General features: G+C 37.8%; 18 protein-coding genes. 11 read left to right on the forward strand and 7 right to left on the reverse strand.

Annotated features, from left to right (window positions below; translation table 11 throughout):
• The 4 genes from BC008_RS51145 to BC008_RS04035 form a co-directional block, all read left to right on the forward strand.
• Nucleotides 1–245: ParA family protein (locus tag BC008_RS51145; RefSeq protein WP_058183187.1), on the forward strand; the 245-nt coding region annotated here is incomplete at its 5' end.
• Nucleotides 246–317: 72 nt separating this feature from the next.
• Nucleotides 318–848, forward strand: a complete 531-nt coding sequence (locus tag BC008_RS04025; RefSeq protein WP_027845499.1) for a hypothetical protein — start codon at nucleotides 318–320, stop codon at nucleotides 846–848.
• A 153-nt stretch (nucleotides 849–1,001) separates the two neighbouring features.
• Complete coding sequence (locus BC008_RS04030; protein WP_027845500.1) at nucleotides 1,002–1,772, forward strand: SDR family oxidoreductase; 771 nt, start codon at nucleotides 1,002–1,004, stop codon at nucleotides 1,770–1,772.
• Between the two features lie 391 nt (nucleotides 1,773–2,163).
• Nucleotides 2,164–4,695, forward strand: coding sequence for a hypothetical protein (locus tag BC008_RS04035; RefSeq protein ID WP_027845501.1), 2,532 nt, complete (start codon nucleotides 2,164–2,166; stop codon nucleotides 4,693–4,695).
• 519 nt (nucleotides 4,696–5,214) lie between these two features.
• On the opposite strand, the gene BC008_RS04040 is transcribed toward BC008_RS04035, so the two are convergent.
• Nucleotides 5,215–5,742 carry a hypothetical protein gene (locus BC008_RS04040; protein WP_235595789.1) on the reverse strand — a complete coding sequence of 176 codons (528 nt, stop codon included), beginning with the start codon at nucleotides 5,740–5,742 and terminating at the stop codon, nucleotides 5,215–5,217.
• Between the two features lie 256 nt (nucleotides 5,743–5,998).
• Here BC008_RS04040 and BC008_RS04045 point away from each other — a divergent pair, with 256 nt between their 5' ends.
• Nucleotides 5,999–6,580 carry a Uma2 family endonuclease gene (locus BC008_RS04045; RefSeq protein ID WP_027845503.1) on the forward strand — a complete coding sequence of 194 codons (582 nt, stop codon included), beginning with the start codon at nucleotides 5,999–6,001 and terminating at the stop codon, nucleotides 6,578–6,580.
• A gap of 225 nt (nucleotides 6,581–6,805) precedes the next feature.
• On the opposite strand, the gene BC008_RS04050 is transcribed toward BC008_RS04045, so the two are convergent.
• Both BC008_RS04050 and BC008_RS04055 read right to left on the reverse strand, forming a co-directional pair.
• Nucleotides 6,806–8,200 (reverse strand): TRAP transporter substrate-binding protein, encoded by a 1,395-nt coding sequence (locus tag BC008_RS04050; protein ID WP_058183189.1) that lies wholly within the window; start codon nucleotides 8,198–8,200, stop codon nucleotides 6,806–6,808.
• A complete protein-coding gene (locus tag BC008_RS04055; protein ID WP_082650477.1) occupies nucleotides 8,164–8,631 on the reverse strand; it encodes a glutathione S-transferase in 468 nt (155 codons plus the stop codon). Before BC008_RS04055 ends, BC008_RS04050 begins: the two co-directional genes overlap by 37 nt.
• Nucleotides 8,632–8,685: 54 nt before the next feature.
• On the opposite strand from BC008_RS04055, the gene BC008_RS04060 reads away from it, so the two are divergent.
• The gene (locus BC008_RS04060; protein WP_058183190.1) at nucleotides 8,686–9,000 is read left to right on the forward strand and encodes an antibiotic biosynthesis monooxygenase family protein; all 315 of its coding nucleotides are present in this window, start codon (nucleotides 8,686–8,688) and stop codon (nucleotides 8,998–9,000) included.
• A gap of 7 nt (nucleotides 9,001–9,007) precedes the next feature.
• Here the strand turns inward: BC008_RS04060 and BC008_RS04065 are convergent, their stop codons facing one another.
• Nucleotides 9,008–9,514, reverse strand: coding sequence for a GNAT family N-acetyltransferase (locus tag BC008_RS04065; protein ID WP_027845504.1), 507 nt, complete (start codon nucleotides 9,512–9,514; stop codon nucleotides 9,008–9,010).
• Nucleotides 9,515–9,523: 9 nt separating this feature from the next.
• The gene (locus tag BC008_RS04070; RefSeq protein ID WP_027845505.1) at nucleotides 9,524–9,994 is read right to left on the reverse strand and encodes a DUF3291 domain-containing protein; all 471 of its coding nucleotides are present in this window, start codon (nucleotides 9,992–9,994) and stop codon (nucleotides 9,524–9,526) included.
• An 11-nt stretch (nucleotides 9,995–10,005) separates the two neighbouring features.
• On the opposite strand from BC008_RS04070, the gene BC008_RS50285 reads away from it, so the two are divergent.
• Both BC008_RS50285 and BC008_RS04075 read left to right on the forward strand, forming a co-directional pair.
• Nucleotides 10,006–10,239 (forward strand): hypothetical protein, encoded by a 234-nt coding sequence (locus tag BC008_RS50285; protein WP_072207685.1) that lies wholly within the window; start codon nucleotides 10,006–10,008, stop codon nucleotides 10,237–10,239.
• Nucleotides 10,236–11,126: a LysR family transcriptional regulator gene (locus BC008_RS04075; protein WP_027845585.1), complete on the forward strand. Its 891-nt coding sequence runs from the start codon at nucleotides 10,236–10,238 to the stop codon at nucleotides 11,124–11,126. Before BC008_RS50285 ends, BC008_RS04075 begins: the two co-directional genes overlap by 4 nt.
• Nucleotides 11,127–11,159: 33 nt before the next feature.
• Here the strand turns inward: BC008_RS04075 and BC008_RS04080 are convergent, their stop codons facing one another.
• Nucleotides 11,160–12,599, reverse strand: coding sequence for an RtcB family protein (locus BC008_RS04080; RefSeq protein WP_027845584.1), 1,440 nt, complete (start codon nucleotides 12,597–12,599; stop codon nucleotides 11,160–11,162).
• 456 nt (nucleotides 12,600–13,055) lie between these two features.
• Between BC008_RS04080 and nuoB the strand changes: the two genes are divergently transcribed.
• The 3 genes from nuoB (at nucleotide 13,056) to BC008_RS04095 (ending at nucleotide 16,135) form a co-directional block, all read left to right on the forward strand.
• A complete protein-coding gene (gene nuoB, locus BC008_RS04085) occupies nucleotides 13,056–13,745 on the forward strand; it encodes an NADH-quinone oxidoreductase subunit NuoB (protein WP_027845583.1) in 690 nt (229 codons plus the stop codon).
• A 313-nt stretch (nucleotides 13,746–14,058) separates the two neighbouring features.
• Complete coding sequence (locus tag BC008_RS04090) at nucleotides 14,059–14,673, forward strand: Coq4 family protein (RefSeq protein ID WP_027845582.1); 615 nt, start codon at nucleotides 14,059–14,061, stop codon at nucleotides 14,671–14,673.
• Between the two features lie 76 nt (nucleotides 14,674–14,749).
• Nucleotides 14,750–16,135 carry a cytochrome P450 gene (locus BC008_RS04095; RefSeq protein WP_036267393.1) on the forward strand — a complete coding sequence of 462 codons (1,386 nt, stop codon included), beginning with the start codon at nucleotides 14,750–14,752 and terminating at the stop codon, nucleotides 16,133–16,135.
• 197 nt (nucleotides 16,136–16,332) lie between these two features.
• Here BC008_RS04095 and BC008_RS04100 read toward each other — a convergent pair whose 3' ends face one another.
• Nucleotides 16,333–17,547 carry an ATP phosphoribosyltransferase regulatory subunit gene (locus BC008_RS04100; RefSeq protein ID WP_027845580.1) on the reverse strand — a complete coding sequence of 405 codons (1,215 nt, stop codon included), beginning with the start codon at nucleotides 17,545–17,547 and terminating at the stop codon, nucleotides 16,333–16,335.

The raw sequence follows: 17,547 nt of genomic DNA on the forward strand, positions 1-17,547 counted from the left end.
GGGACGCCCCATTGTTCGCTTTTGCTTCTTTTATTTCTTCATTCTTTATTCTACAGTTATATGCAACTTCACATAGAGTTGGTATTAAGGTTTACCAGACAAAACTCAGGCACTACGATAATGTGAGCATCGCTAAATTTGCTCGTAAACCAGTAGTTTTTCATCGTCCTAAATCTCACGCAACCCAAATGTACATCACACTGACTCACGAAATTTTTTTTCAACCCAATTTTATCGAAAATTAACTTATAAAGATTAATTATTTATCGTTAATCATCTGAAATTAACAATATAAAATTCATTTAGGAGATAATGAAATGGAAGAATTTAGCGATGTTGGTAAGTATTTACGCCTTCCTCTCCACCAGATTAAAGTGCAAGAATCAATGGATACGTCTGATGTTATTTTAATTGAAAGCATTGCAGAAAAGCTCAAGCAAAATCAACGTAACTTTCTACCAATTATTGTTGAAGAAGTTGATGAAAATGAATATAAGGTTTTATTGAACAGTCATATTTTTGAAGCAGCAACAACAGCAAAACTTGATTTTGTCTGGTGTATTCTCGCAGACGAGCAAAGACGCAAACAGATAGAGATTGAATCTCAGCAGCGTTTTGAAGTTAACATGTTGACCGCTTCAGAAGAAACAATTAGTAGAATGTTGCAATATATCAAAAAAAGTCATTCTGGTTGGCGAATTGAACCAGAAAAAGTAGCCAAGGTTATTGTCGCCAATCGTAATGAAAAATGGAAAGAGCGTAAACCTTTTATACCTCTAACAAAGTTGAATTGCGGTATCGGAAAAACGAAGCTGGGGACTTTGAATAAATATTTTTGCATTAATTAGGAATATTCAAACGAGTTTCTGTATAAATTCGACCCCAAAACCACCCATCGAGGGAGTGTGAGACTTTCACCCTAGCTTGAAAATAGTTTATTGTGCATTACTGGGTAGATAAATCTAACTACCGCGAGTAAATCCAAGAAACTTGATTGACAGATGAAAAAAGTCTTAGTTACGGGTGCGACAGGTGGAACTGGTTCCCTGGTGATGAAGAAGTTACTTCAACAGCAAAATGAATTTGAAGCCTTCGGTTTTGCCAGGAATGAAGCAAAAGTTATAGAATTATTTGGTTCTACTGAAAAATTCTTTTTGGGTGACATTAAAGACCAATCAGTTTTAGAGCAAGCTATGGTTGGAATTAATGCTTTAGTAATTCTCACCAGTGCAATTCCAATAATGAAAACTCCACCAACTAAAGAAGGAGAAAGACCAGTATTTGAGTATGCACCGGGTGGAACCCCAGAAGAAGTTGATTACCAGGGTCAAAAAAATCAAATCGATGCTGCGGTTAAAGCAGGAGTAGAACAGATTGTTTTAGTCGGTTCAGGTGGTGGTACCGATGAAAATCATTATCTCAACACTATCGGCAATGGTAATATTCTGATTTGGAAGCGCAAAGCAGAACAGTACTTAATTGATTCTGGTATTGACTACACAATTGTTCACGCTGGTGGTTTGCTTAATGAAACTGGAGGTCTAAGGGAGTTACTAGTAGGTAAAGATGATACTCTTATCAATCATCCACCTAATGATATTCGCCCATCCATACCAAGAGAAGATGTAGCGGAAGTGGTCGTTCAAGCTTTGCGCGAAGCAAATGCGAGAAATAAATCTTTTGATATCATCTCTAAACCAGAAGACGACCCATCAGGGGTTGTAACTAAGGATTTTGCTGCTCTATTCGCTCAAACTACACCGGGACTCTAAACCGATTAAATATTAACTTAATTTACTAGTGCTTTGTCCCATTAGTTTTGGCTTGTTGCAGAGACGTTGCAGAGGCTAACGCCGACGCCGCAGGCTCTGCAACGTCTCTACAAATCATCATAGTTCCTGTAAAAATAGCAGTCATTTCTCCCTTTAAAAACTTGATTACTAAGAACAATAAATCATAAAGATGACTTTTCAAAACTTGACACAAAAATATTTGCAAAATGTTTGATAAATTACTGAGAAAATATGTACGAGTAGCTTAAAACGATACATTTGAAAGTTTCTATCCTGTTATTTACAACAACAATTATAAATGGCTTTACAAAAATGCTTAATAGGGTAATATGATAATTCGTCAAAAATTGCCTGCCAAATGGCGAATAGTATGAACGAAACAGATAGTAAACTTCAAAGTCAAAATTCTTTGTTGTCGGTACCGAATAGTTCTTTACCTCAGTCTCCTACCAACAACCTAGATATTTCCGCTGCAACATATTTAGGTGGTTCGGAAGACGATTTTACTGATGCAGTTGATATCTCCCTTGATAGTAATGTTGTCATAGTTGGAGGTTCTCTAAAAAACGCAAAATTAGAAGGAAAAGAGACGGAACTTCTTGGTGGTGGAGATGGAACGATTGTTCGTTATGACTCCCAAACCAATCAAGCTCTTGCAACAACTCTTTTACCAGGAAGAGTAATAGATTTAGAAGTCTCCAATAATGGTGATATTGCTGTTGCTTACGAGGGTGGAATAGCTGTATTAAATGCTGATGCAACAGAGGTCAAATGGAGTAAATCCTTCACTGATGTTTCTCGTATAGCAATCTCAGATTCAGGAAAAGTTGGTGTTGTGCGGGATATTAAAGGTGGTGACCGCGCTTATCTATTCGATAGCAATGGAGAGCAATTGCAAGAGTGGAGTACAAGTGGTAGACGTCACTTCAAAGACATAGCAGTGAGCGACCAAAATGGAGGTATGGTTGTTACAACTGGATTCGAGCAAAAAACCTCGATTCTGCAAGTTGCGTTTACTCAAGCATTGTCATACGAGGGAGAAAATCTCTGGAAAAACTATGACTTCGACGATGAAGATATCTACAAAGAAAACCTATTAGCTGATACCCGAGGACAACGGGTCGCATTTGGACGTGATGGACAGCTATACGCTTCATATTATGTCAATGGTGGTACTGGTTTCTCGATTTTCTATCGCGACCCCTTCGATGTAACAGAAGAGCTTACTGACAAGAGAAAAATCGAAACTGACCAATATAATAGTCCCACTAATGTCAATTCGATTCAGATGTTGTGGTACGGTCGTTATGACCTCAAAAATGGCGATCTAATTAAAGGTCAATCCTTGTTAGGTCGTCGTGATGATGGTAAAGGTAATTCTGTGAATGCAGATTCTATTACAGCCACAAAAGACGGTACCGTAATCATTGCTGGAGGTGCAGCAGGTAAGATTGCAAATAGAGACGAACAGACTATCGAAGGACAACCTGTAAGTGAATACACCCCTTACGACGGACATCTTGCAATCATCAGTCCAGATTTAACAGAAAGACTTTCATGGACACCTATTTCAGATAGTAATGGAGGGGTTGTAGCTGCAGTTAGAGATGGGAAAATAGCAGCTGTTACAACTACTGATTTTGAAGGAAGTCAAATTACTGACAACGCGATACAAGAAAATAAAGGTGGGAAAAAAGACGGGTATCTTTTAGTGATTGGTGGAAATGACGCACCTGTGGGAACAACACCAAAAACTTCACAACCTAATCTTCCATCCGTACCTGAAACTGAAATTGAAACTCCAACTGTAGCTGAAACTAAAAATGAGAATGGGAGGGAAGAAGTCCCAACTCTAGATAAACAAAAAGCTGATATTTCCCTAATTAGACTGACAAAGGAAAATGGGGATCCCTCAAAGGTAAAGGAAGAAGAAGTTAAAATTTCCCAACCCATACTTGAAATTAAACCTGAGGCTGAAAATACAGTAGGAAATAATAATCCCTCATCAGTAGATAAACAAGAAATTGATAGTTCCGAAGCTGTATTTGAAACTCAAACAGAGATTGAAAACAAAGTAGAAAATAATAATTCCTCACCCCTAGAGAAACAAGAAGTTAATCTTTCTCAACCTGTATCTGAAACTCAAACAGAAATTGACAACAAAATAAAAAATGATAATTCCGCAGAAATAGATAAAAAAGAAGATAATCTATCCCAACCTATTCTTGAAATTGAAGATGGGGTTGAAAGTAAAACAGGAACTAATAATCCCTCACCGGTAGATAAGCAAGAAGATAATCTATCCCAACCTGTACTTGAAACTAACACTGGGATTGATAAAATAGAAAGCAATAATTCTCTAGCAGTAGATAAACAGAAAGATAAGATTTCCCAACCCATACTTGAAGCTGAAAATCGAAGTGATTTTCCAAGTTCAATATTTCCCAAAGGATTAACAAATTTAAGTCAGACTGACTCGAGTACAGATAAGAAATTAGATCTAGATCGTAAATTTCCGATGGAATTCTCCGATACTAGACCCACAAACTTTTATAACTACTCCATCGGATATTACACATCTGGGAATATCACTAGTCTCATAGAAGATACCCTCATCTACGGACAAATAAACCCAGAAAAAAGTAACAACAAATCTGCTTTTTACTATCAATCACGATATTCCGATTTAATTTCTGACAGTGGAATAGTAGAAGAATCGTTTGATACAAATAATAGTGAAAGCACGAACTTTTCATTTTCTGAGTTCAGCTTTATTGGTACAAACTCAGACAGCAAAGACAATATAATCGGTCAGGAATTTGATTTTGAAGATATTTTTGACAGCGTCAGTAGTAGTTTGAATAGATTTACAACTAACTTCAACCTCAAATCCATATTCTAATCTCTTGGTTTTCTTTTCCCACTTAAATTCTCACCTTCAGCAATCAGCTTACATAAGTAGCATTCCTTCCCAATAATCAAATCGCAATTAAAATAGCCTATTAGCTTTGATATGCGATCGCTAAATCATTAACAATTCTATTTTTCTAGTCCAAGTAATAGAAAATTACAACTTTTCATAGTTAAACTCAAAACAGTCAAGTTCAAAGCGTTTACGGAACATAACGTTAATTTAGCTAACGCAATGCTACGTAAACGCCAGATGTCTTATTTCTCGAGAGGCTAACTGTACGTCAAAAATATTGACTTTTCCACCTGTCGTGAAATCTTGAGATTACTAGTTTAAATCGGAATAAGTTACAACACATTAAGCATTCACAGGTTATTGCAAGAGTAAGGGAGAAATTTCCTGCTTATAGTGAAAATAAGGTTAAATATGTAAGTAAGTTATGCTTCCAAAGTAATGTCAAAGGCGACTTTTTCGTATCTTAGATTCACCCTTATAGTTTGTTAGAGCAAACTATTTTCCTGCGGTTTTATTGTTCTCTAAAGCAGAAATACTTCTTTGAGCAACGTCTGGATAAACTTCGGCAAAATCCTCTACCGCATCTGCTGACTGTTCTACGATTCTTTTAGCCGTTTCTATAGGTTTTCCTTCTGTCTCGCGAGCTTGAGCGTTCCATTCTCCAATAGTTTTAGGACGTCCAGAGTTATCATCATCCTGTTGAACGATTTCATTTATCTTATTGGTAATAGCTTCACTGGTCTGATTAGCTTCAGCTCTTGCTGGTACCGTAGTAAAAAATAGGATTCCAACTAAAAGAGCAGTTAAAACACGCTCGACCTGAATTACTTTAATAAATGAAGTAAAGTAACTAGCTAATTTGGATATAAGATTCATCATGACAAATATTTGAAGTTTTCCTTTATCTGTACTTAAATTTCCAGCAAAATTTCTCAACAATCGCAAACAGAATTTTCGTTCTGCAAGTTGATAAGATTCAGGTTGCGAAACTTGCTGGCACAGTTTTATAGTATCTGCGGTCAACCAGGAACTAATCTTTCCAAAGTGACAACTTGTAACAGAGAAAAAATGATAAATGTCTGACTAACGAATAGTGTATTACGTTCGTTAGATTGAGCTACTAAAATATTTAGATATTGCATGTCCATACTCTAAGTTTTAAGCAATTTTTAAGCGAGTAAAGGTACGGATAGTTGCATCATCAGTGCCGTCATCAGCGTAACTTCTATTATTTAGAATGTCTCATTACAATTAAGTTAGCCTTCAGCGAATTCATGTCATGGTACTCCAAGTTCAGCACAAATTGACCTTGCAAGAGTTCTTAAATCTTCCACCTGGGGAAGGAGATATCACCTACGAACTCGTTGACGGGCAAGCTATTCCCAAAATGTCGCCAAAAAAATTTCGTTCTAAACTTACCCGTGCTCTTCTTAACCTGATAGAAAAATGGTGTGAAAATAAAGGAGAAATATGTCCAGAATTAGCCATTAAACTAACTCGTCGCGGACGTGATTGGGTACCTACACCAGATTTACTATATATTTCTAATGAACGTTTACCAAATGATTGGGAAGAAGATGGAGCTTGTTCAGTTCCACCAGATTTAGCAATTGAAATTATCTCACCTGGGCAAACCTTTACACAAATGGTTTCTAAAGCCAGAGATTATTTGGATGCTGGGGTATTACGGGTTTGGGTCGTAGACATTGAAGCTAGAAGCATTGCGGTTTTCTATCCAGATGCAGCACCGAAGACTTATACGGGTGATGAGGTAATTGCAGATCCATTGTTTAAGGGGTTGGAATTTACAGTTGAAGCGGTGTTTCAGAAAGCGAAAATTCCAGCAAAAGATAGCTTGTAGGGTGCTGTTACACCTTGATTATCTTTGATTTATGTTTACATTCTTAAGGATGGGGTAACGCACCGCGATATTTAAATTGTTTCTATTTGATTGAGCGATTGCTTGCGAAAGAGCAACATTTTAGTGACACATATAGATATTAATTGGCAATTAGCATAGCATGTCTAAATAAGCTTCTTTGTATTTAATCACGTAATGAAACTAGTGCTATCTGACTTGTAACTTCTACTGATTGAGGTTACTCCACTCTCTCATCCCCCCTTTAAAGCTATTCCACTTTTGATAAACTTCCCCAAACAGATCATTATTTGAAGCATACAACTTTAATAATTTTGTTGTCTCTTCCTTGGTTTTTTTAATGATCTCAGGGCTAAATTTACTTACCGTAATATTTTTTAATTTATATATCTCAGCAAGTTTTTCACTATTTTTCTGATTATATTCAGCTAATATTTCGGTGTAAGTTTCTAGACAGACAGACTTAAATACCTCTTGGTAGTGGGGTGGTAAATTTTCCCAAGCATCTTTATTAACCAACATGTCAAATGTTGTACTTGGTTCCCACCAACCTGGATAGTAGTAGTACTTTGCTTCAGCTTGGTGAAGTCCTAATTGAACATCATCATATGGTCCAATCCATTCAGCAGCTTGAATTTTATCATCTCTAAGAGCCTTCGCAATTTTGTTCAGTGAGATTGCACCACCGGGTAAATCTTTATCTAAGTTAACATCAAACTTTTTTAAAACTTCTCCTCCTAATCCAGGAATACGCATAATGATTCCATTGAAATCTTCTATTGTTTCAATCTTTTTTTTAAACCATCCACCCATTTGTGCTCCAGTTGCTGCTGCAGGAAATGGAATCACATTTAAATCTAATTCTGGTCTTTGATAGATTTTTTGAATAAAAGTTAATTTATCCTGAGGATCTTCTTTATAAAGAAGCCAAGCTGTCTGTTCTTCAGGAGTTAAACCATGAGGAATCGCGCAACCAAAAAATAAAACTTTGTATTTATTAGCATTGTAATAAATACCACTAAATCCACACTGGACTTTTTTCCCATCACTCACGTCTTTTAAGATATCTTCTGTTAATATTTTTTTGTCATTCAATGGTTCAATCTCAAAGCGACCATTTGTAATTTTTTTAATGCGTTCGCGGATAATGTACGGAGCTTTAGAAATAATGAATTGGTCATAAATTCCATCCAAAAAGTTAGCCATCCTCCAGGTAACTTTTGGCATTTGTAAATACTGACTAGTAATTCCGCTACCAATCGCCGCTAGCGATCCAAGAGCAGCTATAGAGAGGAAATTTCTACGATTTGTAGGTAATAAAGGAAATAATTTTGATTTTTTTGGTTTTGTCTTATCCGGATTTTTTGACTCTCGTTGTATAGAAACTATGACTGCAAGCCCATTAAATATACCAGCAGCAGCTTCTATTTCTTTAAAATATTTTTTTGGGGTATTACTTGCAGCTATTTTTAGGAGACGAGATAACTCGTTTGTCTTTTCTGAGTCATATATACCATCAGTCACCTGTGGAAATTCTTCTGCATAAATCTGAAGTTCTGCCCACTTTATGTAAGGTATTTGACCGCAAACTTTTGCCGACATTCCCGCCAAATTGTCGTAATGCGATCAATTTCTTGCGGAACTCCCAACGTCATCCCTTTTCCAGGATATCTTGCACGGCAATTCATTGGCATATTTTCGCGTATTTTGAAAAATCCAGAATGCATTTCGGCGCTAATAGAACGCGCGACCGCTCTTGCAGTTTTATCTTCTGGGAACCAGTGCAAATCTGGGAATTCTTCGGCGAGATATTCCATAATTGCAAGAGAATCCCAAACGGTTTGACTACCGTGTAATAGAACGGGTACTCTACCTGATGGGGAATAGTGACGAATTTTCTCTGCAGATCCGGGGATATAAAGAGGTACGCGAATTTCGTTAAATTGTAAACCAGATTGTTTCATCGCCAGCCAAGGACGAAATGACCAAGATGAATAGTTTTTATTACCAATAACCAGGGTTAATTCTGTCATTTTAAGTCACCTAATTTTTAATTAATTAACTTTTAATTACCCAAAAATAAATAAATGATTCTTGAAGTTGCTATTCTGGATATTAAATCGGATGTCAAAAAAGACATGTGCGATGAATTTGAAGCAACATTCCAACAAGCTTCAAAAATAATTGCTGCGATACCGGGATATTTATCCCATGAATTACAAAAATGTATTGAAGTCCCCAATCGTTACATTCTCCTCGTACGTTGGGAAACACTAGAAGCTCATACTATTGGTTTTCGAGAATCGCCAGAATATCAAGAATGGAAACGGTTGCTACATCACTTTTACGATCCATTTCCAGTAGTCGAACACTATTATTCAATTTTGCGATCGGGAATATGACGTGGAATTATGATGCGGAAGTAGAAACAGTTAAACAATAAAATAAATTATCCTTTTCCATGACAGGGAAACTAGCAGGTAGGTCAGATTTGCTCACAGGTAAAAAGCCATTCTTTTCATAGAACCTGAGTGCACCTTTGAAGTTACCAATAGTTCCCAAATAGATTTCCCGGACATTGTTAGTTCTGGCGTGACTAACTAAAGAATCCATCAGTTTTTTACTAATTCGAGATTTACCGCGATAATTAACATCTACAAACATTTTTCGTAATGCTAAATAGCGATTATCGCCCATGTCAATTGCACCAATAGTTTCAATTACATTATTTCCGTCTAAAGCAATCCAAAAATTGCCATTACCCTTTTGATAAAAGCTAGGAATTATCAGTAAGTCTGGTTGCTCTTCCAAAGTAATTGCTAATCCCAACTCTTGTTGCTGAATCTTCAAAATTAACTCAATAACTTGAGCTTGATACTGATGATTATAAGTAGATATTTTGATTGTATTTGTCATTATGAAGCTTTAATTTATACTGGCAGGCTCAACTGGTAAAAACTGCTTTTGTAATGAGAACGAATAAACACTTTCACCATAATCATTGAGATATTGCAAACGTTGCTTTGCTTTATCAGCAGTTGGTATATGTCCGATCGGAACCCACCACAGCGCCATATTTTTCCCTTCAGACTTTTGGAACCACTTTTTGCGATTACGCATTACCTCTCCATGCTGACTGCGATATACAAATTGCTTAAAAGTATCAATTGATTCCCAAACTGATAAATTAAAAAGGATTAACTCATCATCATAAGCACGAATACTTGTTGCATTCCCCTCTTGAGCTTGCAGTCTCCACACAAACCCAGGACTTTTATCAGCTAACTTATTAATCGAATCTAATTGCGCCACAAACTCAGCCATAATTGGATCGTCAAGTGGAGCAATCATCCGAGAAATATTAACCTGAGACAAGTGATGAGATTTGTTTACCATAAATTCACCCAATGGATGTACAAACAGACTTATCAATGACCCATTACCCATTACCCATTACCCATTACCCATTACCCATTACTCATTACTTATTACTCATTACTTATTACTTACCCATTCATCTTCAATCATCTCAACCCTACAATCAAATAAAGGCTTGTATAGTTTTTATAAAAGCTATTTATACATATGAGAATCCATTGATAAAATCTGTTGGCGGCAATCAAATAAACTTCCACATATGAAACTCTCTCAACTTCGAGCCGTAGTTGCAGTAGCAGATAGTGGTAATTTCAGTGAAGCAGCTTTGGAATTACAAATTACCCAACCAGCAATCAGTTATGCGATCGCAACTTTGGAAGAACAATTGGGTGTAGCTTTATTTGCTAGAGGGCGTCGTGGTGCAGTATTGACACCGGCAGGAGAACGGATTGTATCCCATGCTCGGCAGGCTTTGCAGCATTTAGAAATGATGCAACAAGAGGCAAATATACATAGAGGTTTGCGTGGCGGTCAGGTACGAATTGCTTCCTTCCGTAGTGTTGCAACTCATTTATTACCGAAAGCGATCGCCAAGTTTAACAAACAATTTCCCGAAGTTTCAGTAAGCATTATCGAGCGTCCTAATTTTATTGACATCGAAGATTTTTTACGTCAGGGACGGGCTGACATTGGGACAACATATTTACCAACTGGTGACGAGTTTGAAGCTTGGGAAATTCTTCGGGATGAGTATGTTGCTTTACTTGTATCGAATAACAAATCTAGAGCGACACAAATTACTTGGGAAGATTTAGCAGCATATCCGCCAGTTATGCTTCCTGCTTTACCATGTGGAAGACCAATTCATAAACACCTGAAAACTGTTGCACCAATTATGAATACTACCAGCGAACTTCAGGAAGATTCTACTGTTGTAAGTATGGTAAACCAGGGATTTTCAGCAGCAATCATCCCTCGTTTAGCAGCCGCACCAATTCCTTCCCAGGTGCAAGTGTATAGTTTACCGGTACCTCTTCAACGAGTGATTGGAGTTGTAGTTCTTAAGAGTGCTCTCCATATTCCAGCGGTTTTTACATTTTTGGATATGCTCCGGAAGTTTGATTTTCAGGGTTTAGCACGCGTTATTTAACTTTTTTCAAATCAACACATAATTTGCATCATTTCAAGCCTTAAAAGTAAGAATGGGATGCATGCGAGCAACCACTTGAACTAATCCCGCTCGTACTTGAACATCAATTACTGGTGCGATCGGTTTATAAGCAGCAGGTGCTTCTTCAATCCGACGTTCTGCTCGTAATGTAATGCAATCGACTCCAGTTAACCCTAATTTATCTTCACTTTCCCGATTTCCCTTGCGACTTAAATCAAAGCGAGAACGCAATCTTCCCGCACCATGGGAAGCTGAACAGCACCAATCTGAATTTCCTAAACCCATCAAAAGATAGGATGGTGTACCCATAGAACCAGGTATAATAACAGGCTGACCGACATGAGCGGGACACGCACCTTTACGAGTAACCCAACCTTGTCCTTCAGGAAGTGTAATATTGTGCGGTAGGTCGTAGACTAATGGAGCTTCCAAATCGCCATAAACTTGGCGCAATCGCAATCGTAATAACTCGGCTAAAAGCAATCGATTGACAAATGCATAGTTTGCAGCAGTTGCTTCAGCTTCCAGATAATCAGTAACTGACTCCGGATGGGTAATTGATGAAAGAGGAAACAAACGGGAATCGGGATACTTTAACCCTTCGCTCCATAATTTCCGAGCCCAATCGCGCCACATTCCACCAATATACTTTCCAACATTGCGAGACCCTGAGTGAATCATGAATGCAAGTTGTCCTTTTTTAACTCCCCACCGATAAGCAAGTTTAGGATTTGTAATCTGCTCCACCCATTGGACCTCAACAAAGTGATTTCCACCACCAATAGTTGCTAGTCCACCATCCCGAACTAATCCCGATTCTGGAACTAATTCTTGCGGAGCCCATTTTATGTGTCCTGACATTGAACCATTGAGAAAAATGCGATCAATTTCAGTTGCAATCTGATTGATGTCTGATCGCACAAAATTTCCTGTTGATTTATCCAACATTGAATCTAACCACCCAGTTACACCATCTTGAAACAACGCTTTCATGGTGCGAGCAGCCATGGTTACATCTCGTTTTCCAAAAAAGAAATCACCTTTCATTAACTCAACAAAGCGATCGCGTCGTGCTAAAAATTTCTCAGCAGATAAATCAGCAACATGCAAACGCATCCCACAGTTAATGTCCGATCCGACAGCTGCAGGAATAACTTGTCCTGATGTTTGGACAACGGAGCCGATTGCAACTCCTGCATCACCGGGATGAAAATCAGGAGTTGCACATACATGACAAATATTTCCTCCCTTTGGATGTTTTGCATTTGCTAAGTTTGCTAATTGTTTGAGAGCTTTTGCTTCAACAGGAAAGCTTGCAGGTAAAAGAACTTCGGCGATGGGTGCATCAGGAGAATCTACCCACCGTGCAGAATAAGATTGATTATTATATTGAACGTCAAGACCTTGTCGAGCCAATGCTCGCAGAAGACGTGAAATATTTTTCGACTGCATATAACTACGGTCAAAGAACTAAATAAGTAGTGTTTAGTTTTGAAGCGATCTTGACTTGGGTTCAGCAGCCGCAGTCAATTTCTAAATCACCAATATCCCATTGAAACTAGAGATACTGTGAATTTTACAGTCAAAGATTTTTAGTTGAAGAATCTAATGCTTCATATATTTTATAGCACAGATTCATAGCACAGAATTGATTTTACCAATCCCTTAAGTTAGCACCTTAAAACCTTTATCTTTACTAGCGCTCCCAAAAAAATCATTGCAAACTAAAGATATCAATTATTTCAACTGTGTTTCAGGCTTCTTGCAACAACGCCGATAACTCATCTCTCCGGAGAGTTTTCTTTATTATTGTTGCTAATTAATAGACAAATATATACATTTCCCTACTGATATTCAACTAACAAAAAACCCAACTGTTAACTGATAACTGTTAACTGATATAAAACCATGACTAATACTATTGTTAACCCTGCGGAAACTCCCCAAGTAACGCAGCAGCTTTCGGAAAACATTATTTTGACAACTTTAGATGATTTGTATAACTGGGCGAAAATGTCCAGTTTATACCCCATGATGTTTGGTACAGCTTGCTGTTTTATGGAATTTATGGCGGCTTATGCTTCCCGCTTTGATATGGAAAGGTACGGCATGATACCTCGTGCCACCCCCAGACAAGCAGATTTACTGATTACTGCGGGAACTATCACCATGAAGTATGCACCTAATTTAGTGCGTCTTTACGAACAAATGCCAGAACCCAAATACGTAATTGCTATGGGCGCTTGTACCATTACTGGGGGTATGTTTAGTGTAGACTCTCCCAGTGCCGTTCGGGGTGTAGATAAATTAATTCCAGTTGATGTTTATATCCCTGGATGTCCTCCCAGACCTGAAGCTGTAGTTGATGCAGTTATTAAATTACGGAAAAAAATTGCTAACCAAAGCATTCAAGAATTATCACAACTTCAGCAAACCCATCGCTATTACAGTACTCCCCATAAAATGAAAGTAGTATCACCAATAAACGATGGTAAATATTTGAACACTGCTAAGAGAAATAACCCACCAACAGAGATTACTCAAGCTACGGATTTACCTCTACCATTTACACAACAGTCAAAGCAAAAAGCTGAATGAGGAAGGAGTCAGGAGCCAGAATAGTGCGCAATAGCGCACCGCTTTGCTAACAGAAGTCAGAAGTCAGAATTAGATATATCTCGAAACTAAAAGTTCTATCTAAAGACTATCCCATTTCTGATTCCTGTCTCTTGGATTCTGCTATATTTTGTTTTTTTATTTATAGCAGATTGTAACTAAGTTAGGTACGGTTCAAAAAATGAAAGTCAGTTATTTATAAAGCGGATTCTACTCCTGACTTCTGTCTCCTGACTCCTGTTAGCAAAGCGAGGTACTATATGTTTGTGTTTGGGAAGTTTATTCAAAAAAGCCCATGCGAATAAATAAAATTAAACAAATCCAAACTGCGATATCTTACACTAAATCAGAAAACTATGGCGATTTTGCAATTCTTAAAGCTGATATTTTAGGAGCTAAAGCTTCACCAGAAATCGCTGATAAATTAACGAATGTTGTGGGATATTATCCCAAAATAAATTTAGATGAATTAATTCAGTATCCTCCTGGAAGTTTTGGGAGACAATACGCCGAACATATGAAATTAAATCATCTTAAACCCTTAAATATCAGCCCAGAATTATCAGAAGTTGCGAAGCGTAATGTATTTGCTTTGCGATATGTGATTACTCACGATATTTTTCATGTATTACTAGACTTTGATACTAGCTATGCTGGAGAAATTGGCGTTCTAAGTTTTGCAGTAGCCCAAAACTATAGTAAATCACAAAGAATTAGCCTCAGACTTGCAAAATTAATTTATCCTATCCTTGCTCCCCAACAAACCAAAGCGATTCTTTCTAACCTCAAAAAAGGTCGAGAATTAGGAGAGAAAGCAGAATTTTTATTAGGTTATCGCTTTGAAGAGCATTGGAAAGAACCACTTCACCAAATTCAATCTCGACTAGGACTCTCAGAAATAAAAATCTAATATTCTTAAAAACGATTGCTATTACTACTTTCTCTATATTTTAAATCTCTAAACAAATAGTTCAACTACAAAAATCATGACTACAACAACATCAAGCTCTACAATTCAAAATCCAATCAAAAGCCTCCCAGGACCACACGAATCAATATGGTATCAAACTATTTGGGGTGTAACCAAACCAGTTAGTTACTTTAATACCATGCAAAAACGCTACGGAGATATATTTGTCACACCTCAATTTGCAGGACTTCCACCCCAAGTAATTATTAGTAATCCCCAAGCAATCCAGCAAATTTTTACTGCCGATGCTTCTATGTTCCAATCTGGATTAGGAAACCAAATGATCCAGCCAATTGTTGGCGATCTTTCTTTATTATTAATGGATGGCGATCGCCACCTACAAAAGCGTAAATTATTAATGCCTCCTTTTCATGGGGAAAGAATGAAGGCTTATGGAACAACCATTCGTGAAATTACTCGCGAAGCAACGGAAAAATTAACTGTAGGAGAAAAATTTATTGCCCGTCCTTTAATGCAAGAAATTTCCTTGAATGTCATTCTTCGTACCATTTTTGGGCTTAAGAAAGGTAAAAGATATCAACAAATTGAACATGCTCTAATTGGGATGTTAGATATGTTTGACAATCCTGTAAATGCAAGTTTTTTATTTTTTAAACCACTACAGAAAAATCTAGGATTTTTAACTCCTTGGGGAAGATTTATTCAAAAACGAGAATTATTAGATAAATTACTTTATCAAGAAATTAGCGAACGACGCGCTCAAAAAGAACATACCGGTGAAGATATTTTAAGTTTATTATTGTCAGCACGAGATGAAAATGGCGAAGGAATGACAGATGAGGAACTACGCGACGAATTAATGACAATGCTATTTGCTGGACATGAAACAACTGCAAATGCGTTAACTTGGGCTCTATATTGGATTCACTACCTTCCGGAAGTAAAGGAAAAATTACTGCAAGAATTAAGTTCCATTGATGCTGAAAACATAGATGCAATGGAAATAATGGGATTACCTTATCTAAATGCAGTTTGTTCGGAAACTCTGCGAATTTACCCGATTGCTTTCTTTACTTTAGTACGAATTTTACAAGCGCCGATGGAATTAATGGGTTATGAATTCTCTCCGGGAACACCATTAGCACCATGTATTTATTTAACCCATCACAACTCAGATATTTATCCCGAACCAAAGAAATTTAAACCAGAAAGATTTTTGGAAAGAAAGTTTTCTCCCTACGAATATTTACCTTTTGGTGGTGGTAGTCGTAGGTGTTTGGGTTCAGCATTTGCGATATTCGAAATGAAACTCGCACTCGTAACTATACTATCAAAATATTCCCTTAAACTTGCACAGAAACAACCCGTGAAAGCTGTACGTAGAGGAATTGTATTTACACCTTCAGGCGGAGTGTGTTTGACAGTGGACAGTTATCAGTGAACAGTGAACAGTTAACAGTTATCAGTGTTAGCGTTCGCGCAGCACGGTCTCAGCGTGGGGTTAGCCATACAGGTAACAGTCGCCAGTGTTCGCGTAAAGTTCAGCTACAGGTGTTACATGACTTTAACCATATCATGACCAGTTAACTGATAACTGATAACTGTTAGCGCAGCGTGCGCGATAGCGCATTAACTGATTTATTTAAGTGACTCGATCGTGGGGGACGAACCATCAGATTTTACCCAAGCAATTTGAGCAATATCATGACTGTTAGCATATTCTCGAATATATTCAGCATCCTTTTCTTCTAATTGGATTTCTACCCTCACTAAATGGGTTGAGCTTCGCAGTTTTTCTGCATAAGCAAGAGCCGCAGCATAAGCTTGGGGGGATTGAGGTACCACCAGCCAATGACTTGGGGGGATATTCTGCGGTAACTGCTGACTCGAAAGCAATAATTGATGTAAATCTTCAATAAATACTGAAAAACCGATACCAGGAATATCTTCTTTCTGGGGATGATACAGCCCCATTAATCGATCGTAGCGACCACCACGACCTAAAACCTGTGACTGAAATTCAGTATTGCCAATAACTTGAAAAACAATACCCGTATAATAATCAATGGTTTGAATTAAACTCAGATCGAGGATTAATGAAAAATTTCCTTGGGATCCCAATAAATCAACAAGAGACTGTAAATTATTCACCGCTAATTGCTGCGGTTCGTCCAAATCTAACTTACTAACTTGTTGCAAAACCTCCTTTGGATCTCCCCGCAAATCTAGCAAAATTCTTGCTCGTTCTCGCAGTTCGTCGCTCAAAGGTAAATTATCGATAGTGATACGATCCAAATTCGCGATCGCACTACGAACTTCAGGTTGTAAATCTTCAGGAAAAGCAGAAAGAAGCGAGCCTGTAATACCCGCTTCTCCCAATATTAAATGCCAACTTTTTAAACCTACAGCTTCCAAACAGTCTGCAAGTAAAAGTAATATTTCGGCATCAGCGAGTAAACCACCTCCACCCAAGAGTTCCACCCCAGCTTGATAAAACTCCTGTTGGCGATTATGTCTGAGCTCGCCGCTGCGCTGAAAGACATTGGCGTTATAGTACAGACGCTGAGGGTAGTTCACCCCAGCCATTCTTGTAACCGCCGTCCGAGCAATGGAAGCTGTCAGTTCTGGACGCAAACCCAATTCTTCGTTTTCATCACTTTGCAATTGAATTACAGCTGAACGCCCAATAGCTCCCTTCGCCATTAGGGTATCCATACGTTCCAAGGTCGAGGTAATAATCTTGTGATATCCCCAACGGTGAAATACCTGCTGTATTCGTTCTTCGATCCAGGTTTTTTGAGTTACATCTAAGGGTAATAGATCCCTAGCTCCCGCCGGAGGTTGATACACCAT

The organism is Mastigocoleus testarum BC008 (assembly GCF_001456025.1).
Taxonomy (GTDB): Bacteria; Cyanobacteriota; Cyanobacteriia; order Cyanobacteriales; family Nostocaceae; genus Mastigocoleus; species Mastigocoleus testarum.

Bases quoted from the DNA above. Each gene is read 5' to 3' on its own strand.
- BC008_RS50285 (WP_072207685.1), top strand. From the start codon at position 10,006: ATGGATGTACAAACAGACTTATCAATGACCCATTACCCATTACCCATT.
- BC008_RS04080 (WP_027845584.1), bottom strand. From the start codon at position 12,599: ATGCAGTCGAAAAATATTTCACGTCTTCTGCGAGCATTGGCTCGACAA.
- BC008_RS04045 (WP_027845503.1), top strand. From the start codon at position 5,999: ATGGTACTCCAAGTTCAGCACAAATTGACCTTGCAAGAGTTCTTAAAT.
- nuoB (WP_027845583.1), top strand. From the start codon at position 13,056: ATGACTAATACTATTGTTAACCCTGCGGAAACTCCCCAAGTAACGCAG.
- BC008_RS04050 (WP_058183189.1), bottom strand. From the start codon at position 8,200: ATGTCGGCAAAAGTTTGCGGTCAAATACCTTACATAAAGTGGGCAGAA.
- BC008_RS04055 (WP_082650477.1), bottom strand. From the start codon at position 8,631: ATGACAGAATTAACCCTGGTTATTGGTAATAAAAACTATTCATCTTGG.
- BC008_RS04060 (WP_058183190.1), top strand. From the start codon at position 8,686: ATGATTCTTGAAGTTGCTATTCTGGATATTAAATCGGATGTCAAAAAA.
- BC008_RS04065 (WP_027845504.1), bottom strand. From the start codon at position 9,514: ATGACAAATACAATCAAAATATCTACTTATAATCATCAGTATCAAGCT.
- BC008_RS04100 (WP_027845580.1), bottom strand. From the start codon at position 17,547: ATGGTGTATCAACCTCCGGCGGGAGCTAGGGATCTATTACCCTTAGAT.
- BC008_RS04070 (WP_027845505.1), bottom strand. From the start codon at position 9,994: ATGGTAAACAAATCTCATCACTTGTCTCAGGTTAATATTTCTCGGATG.
- BC008_RS04030 (WP_027845500.1), top strand. From the start codon at position 1,002: ATGAAAAAAGTCTTAGTTACGGGTGCGACAGGTGGAACTGGTTCCCTG.
- BC008_RS04075 (WP_027845585.1), top strand. From the start codon at position 10,236: ATGAAACTCTCTCAACTTCGAGCCGTAGTTGCAGTAGCAGATAGTGGT.
- BC008_RS04025 (WP_027845499.1), top strand. From the start codon at position 318: ATGGAAGAATTTAGCGATGTTGGTAAGTATTTACGCCTTCCTCTCCAC.
- BC008_RS04090 (WP_027845582.1), top strand. From the start codon at position 14,059: ATGCGAATAAATAAAATTAAACAAATCCAAACTGCGATATCTTACACT.
- BC008_RS04095 (WP_036267393.1), top strand. From the start codon at position 14,750: ATGACTACAACAACATCAAGCTCTACAATTCAAAATCCAATCAAAAGC.
- BC008_RS04035 (WP_027845501.1), top strand. From the start codon at position 2,164: ATGAACGAAACAGATAGTAAACTTCAAAGTCAAAATTCTTTGTTGTCG.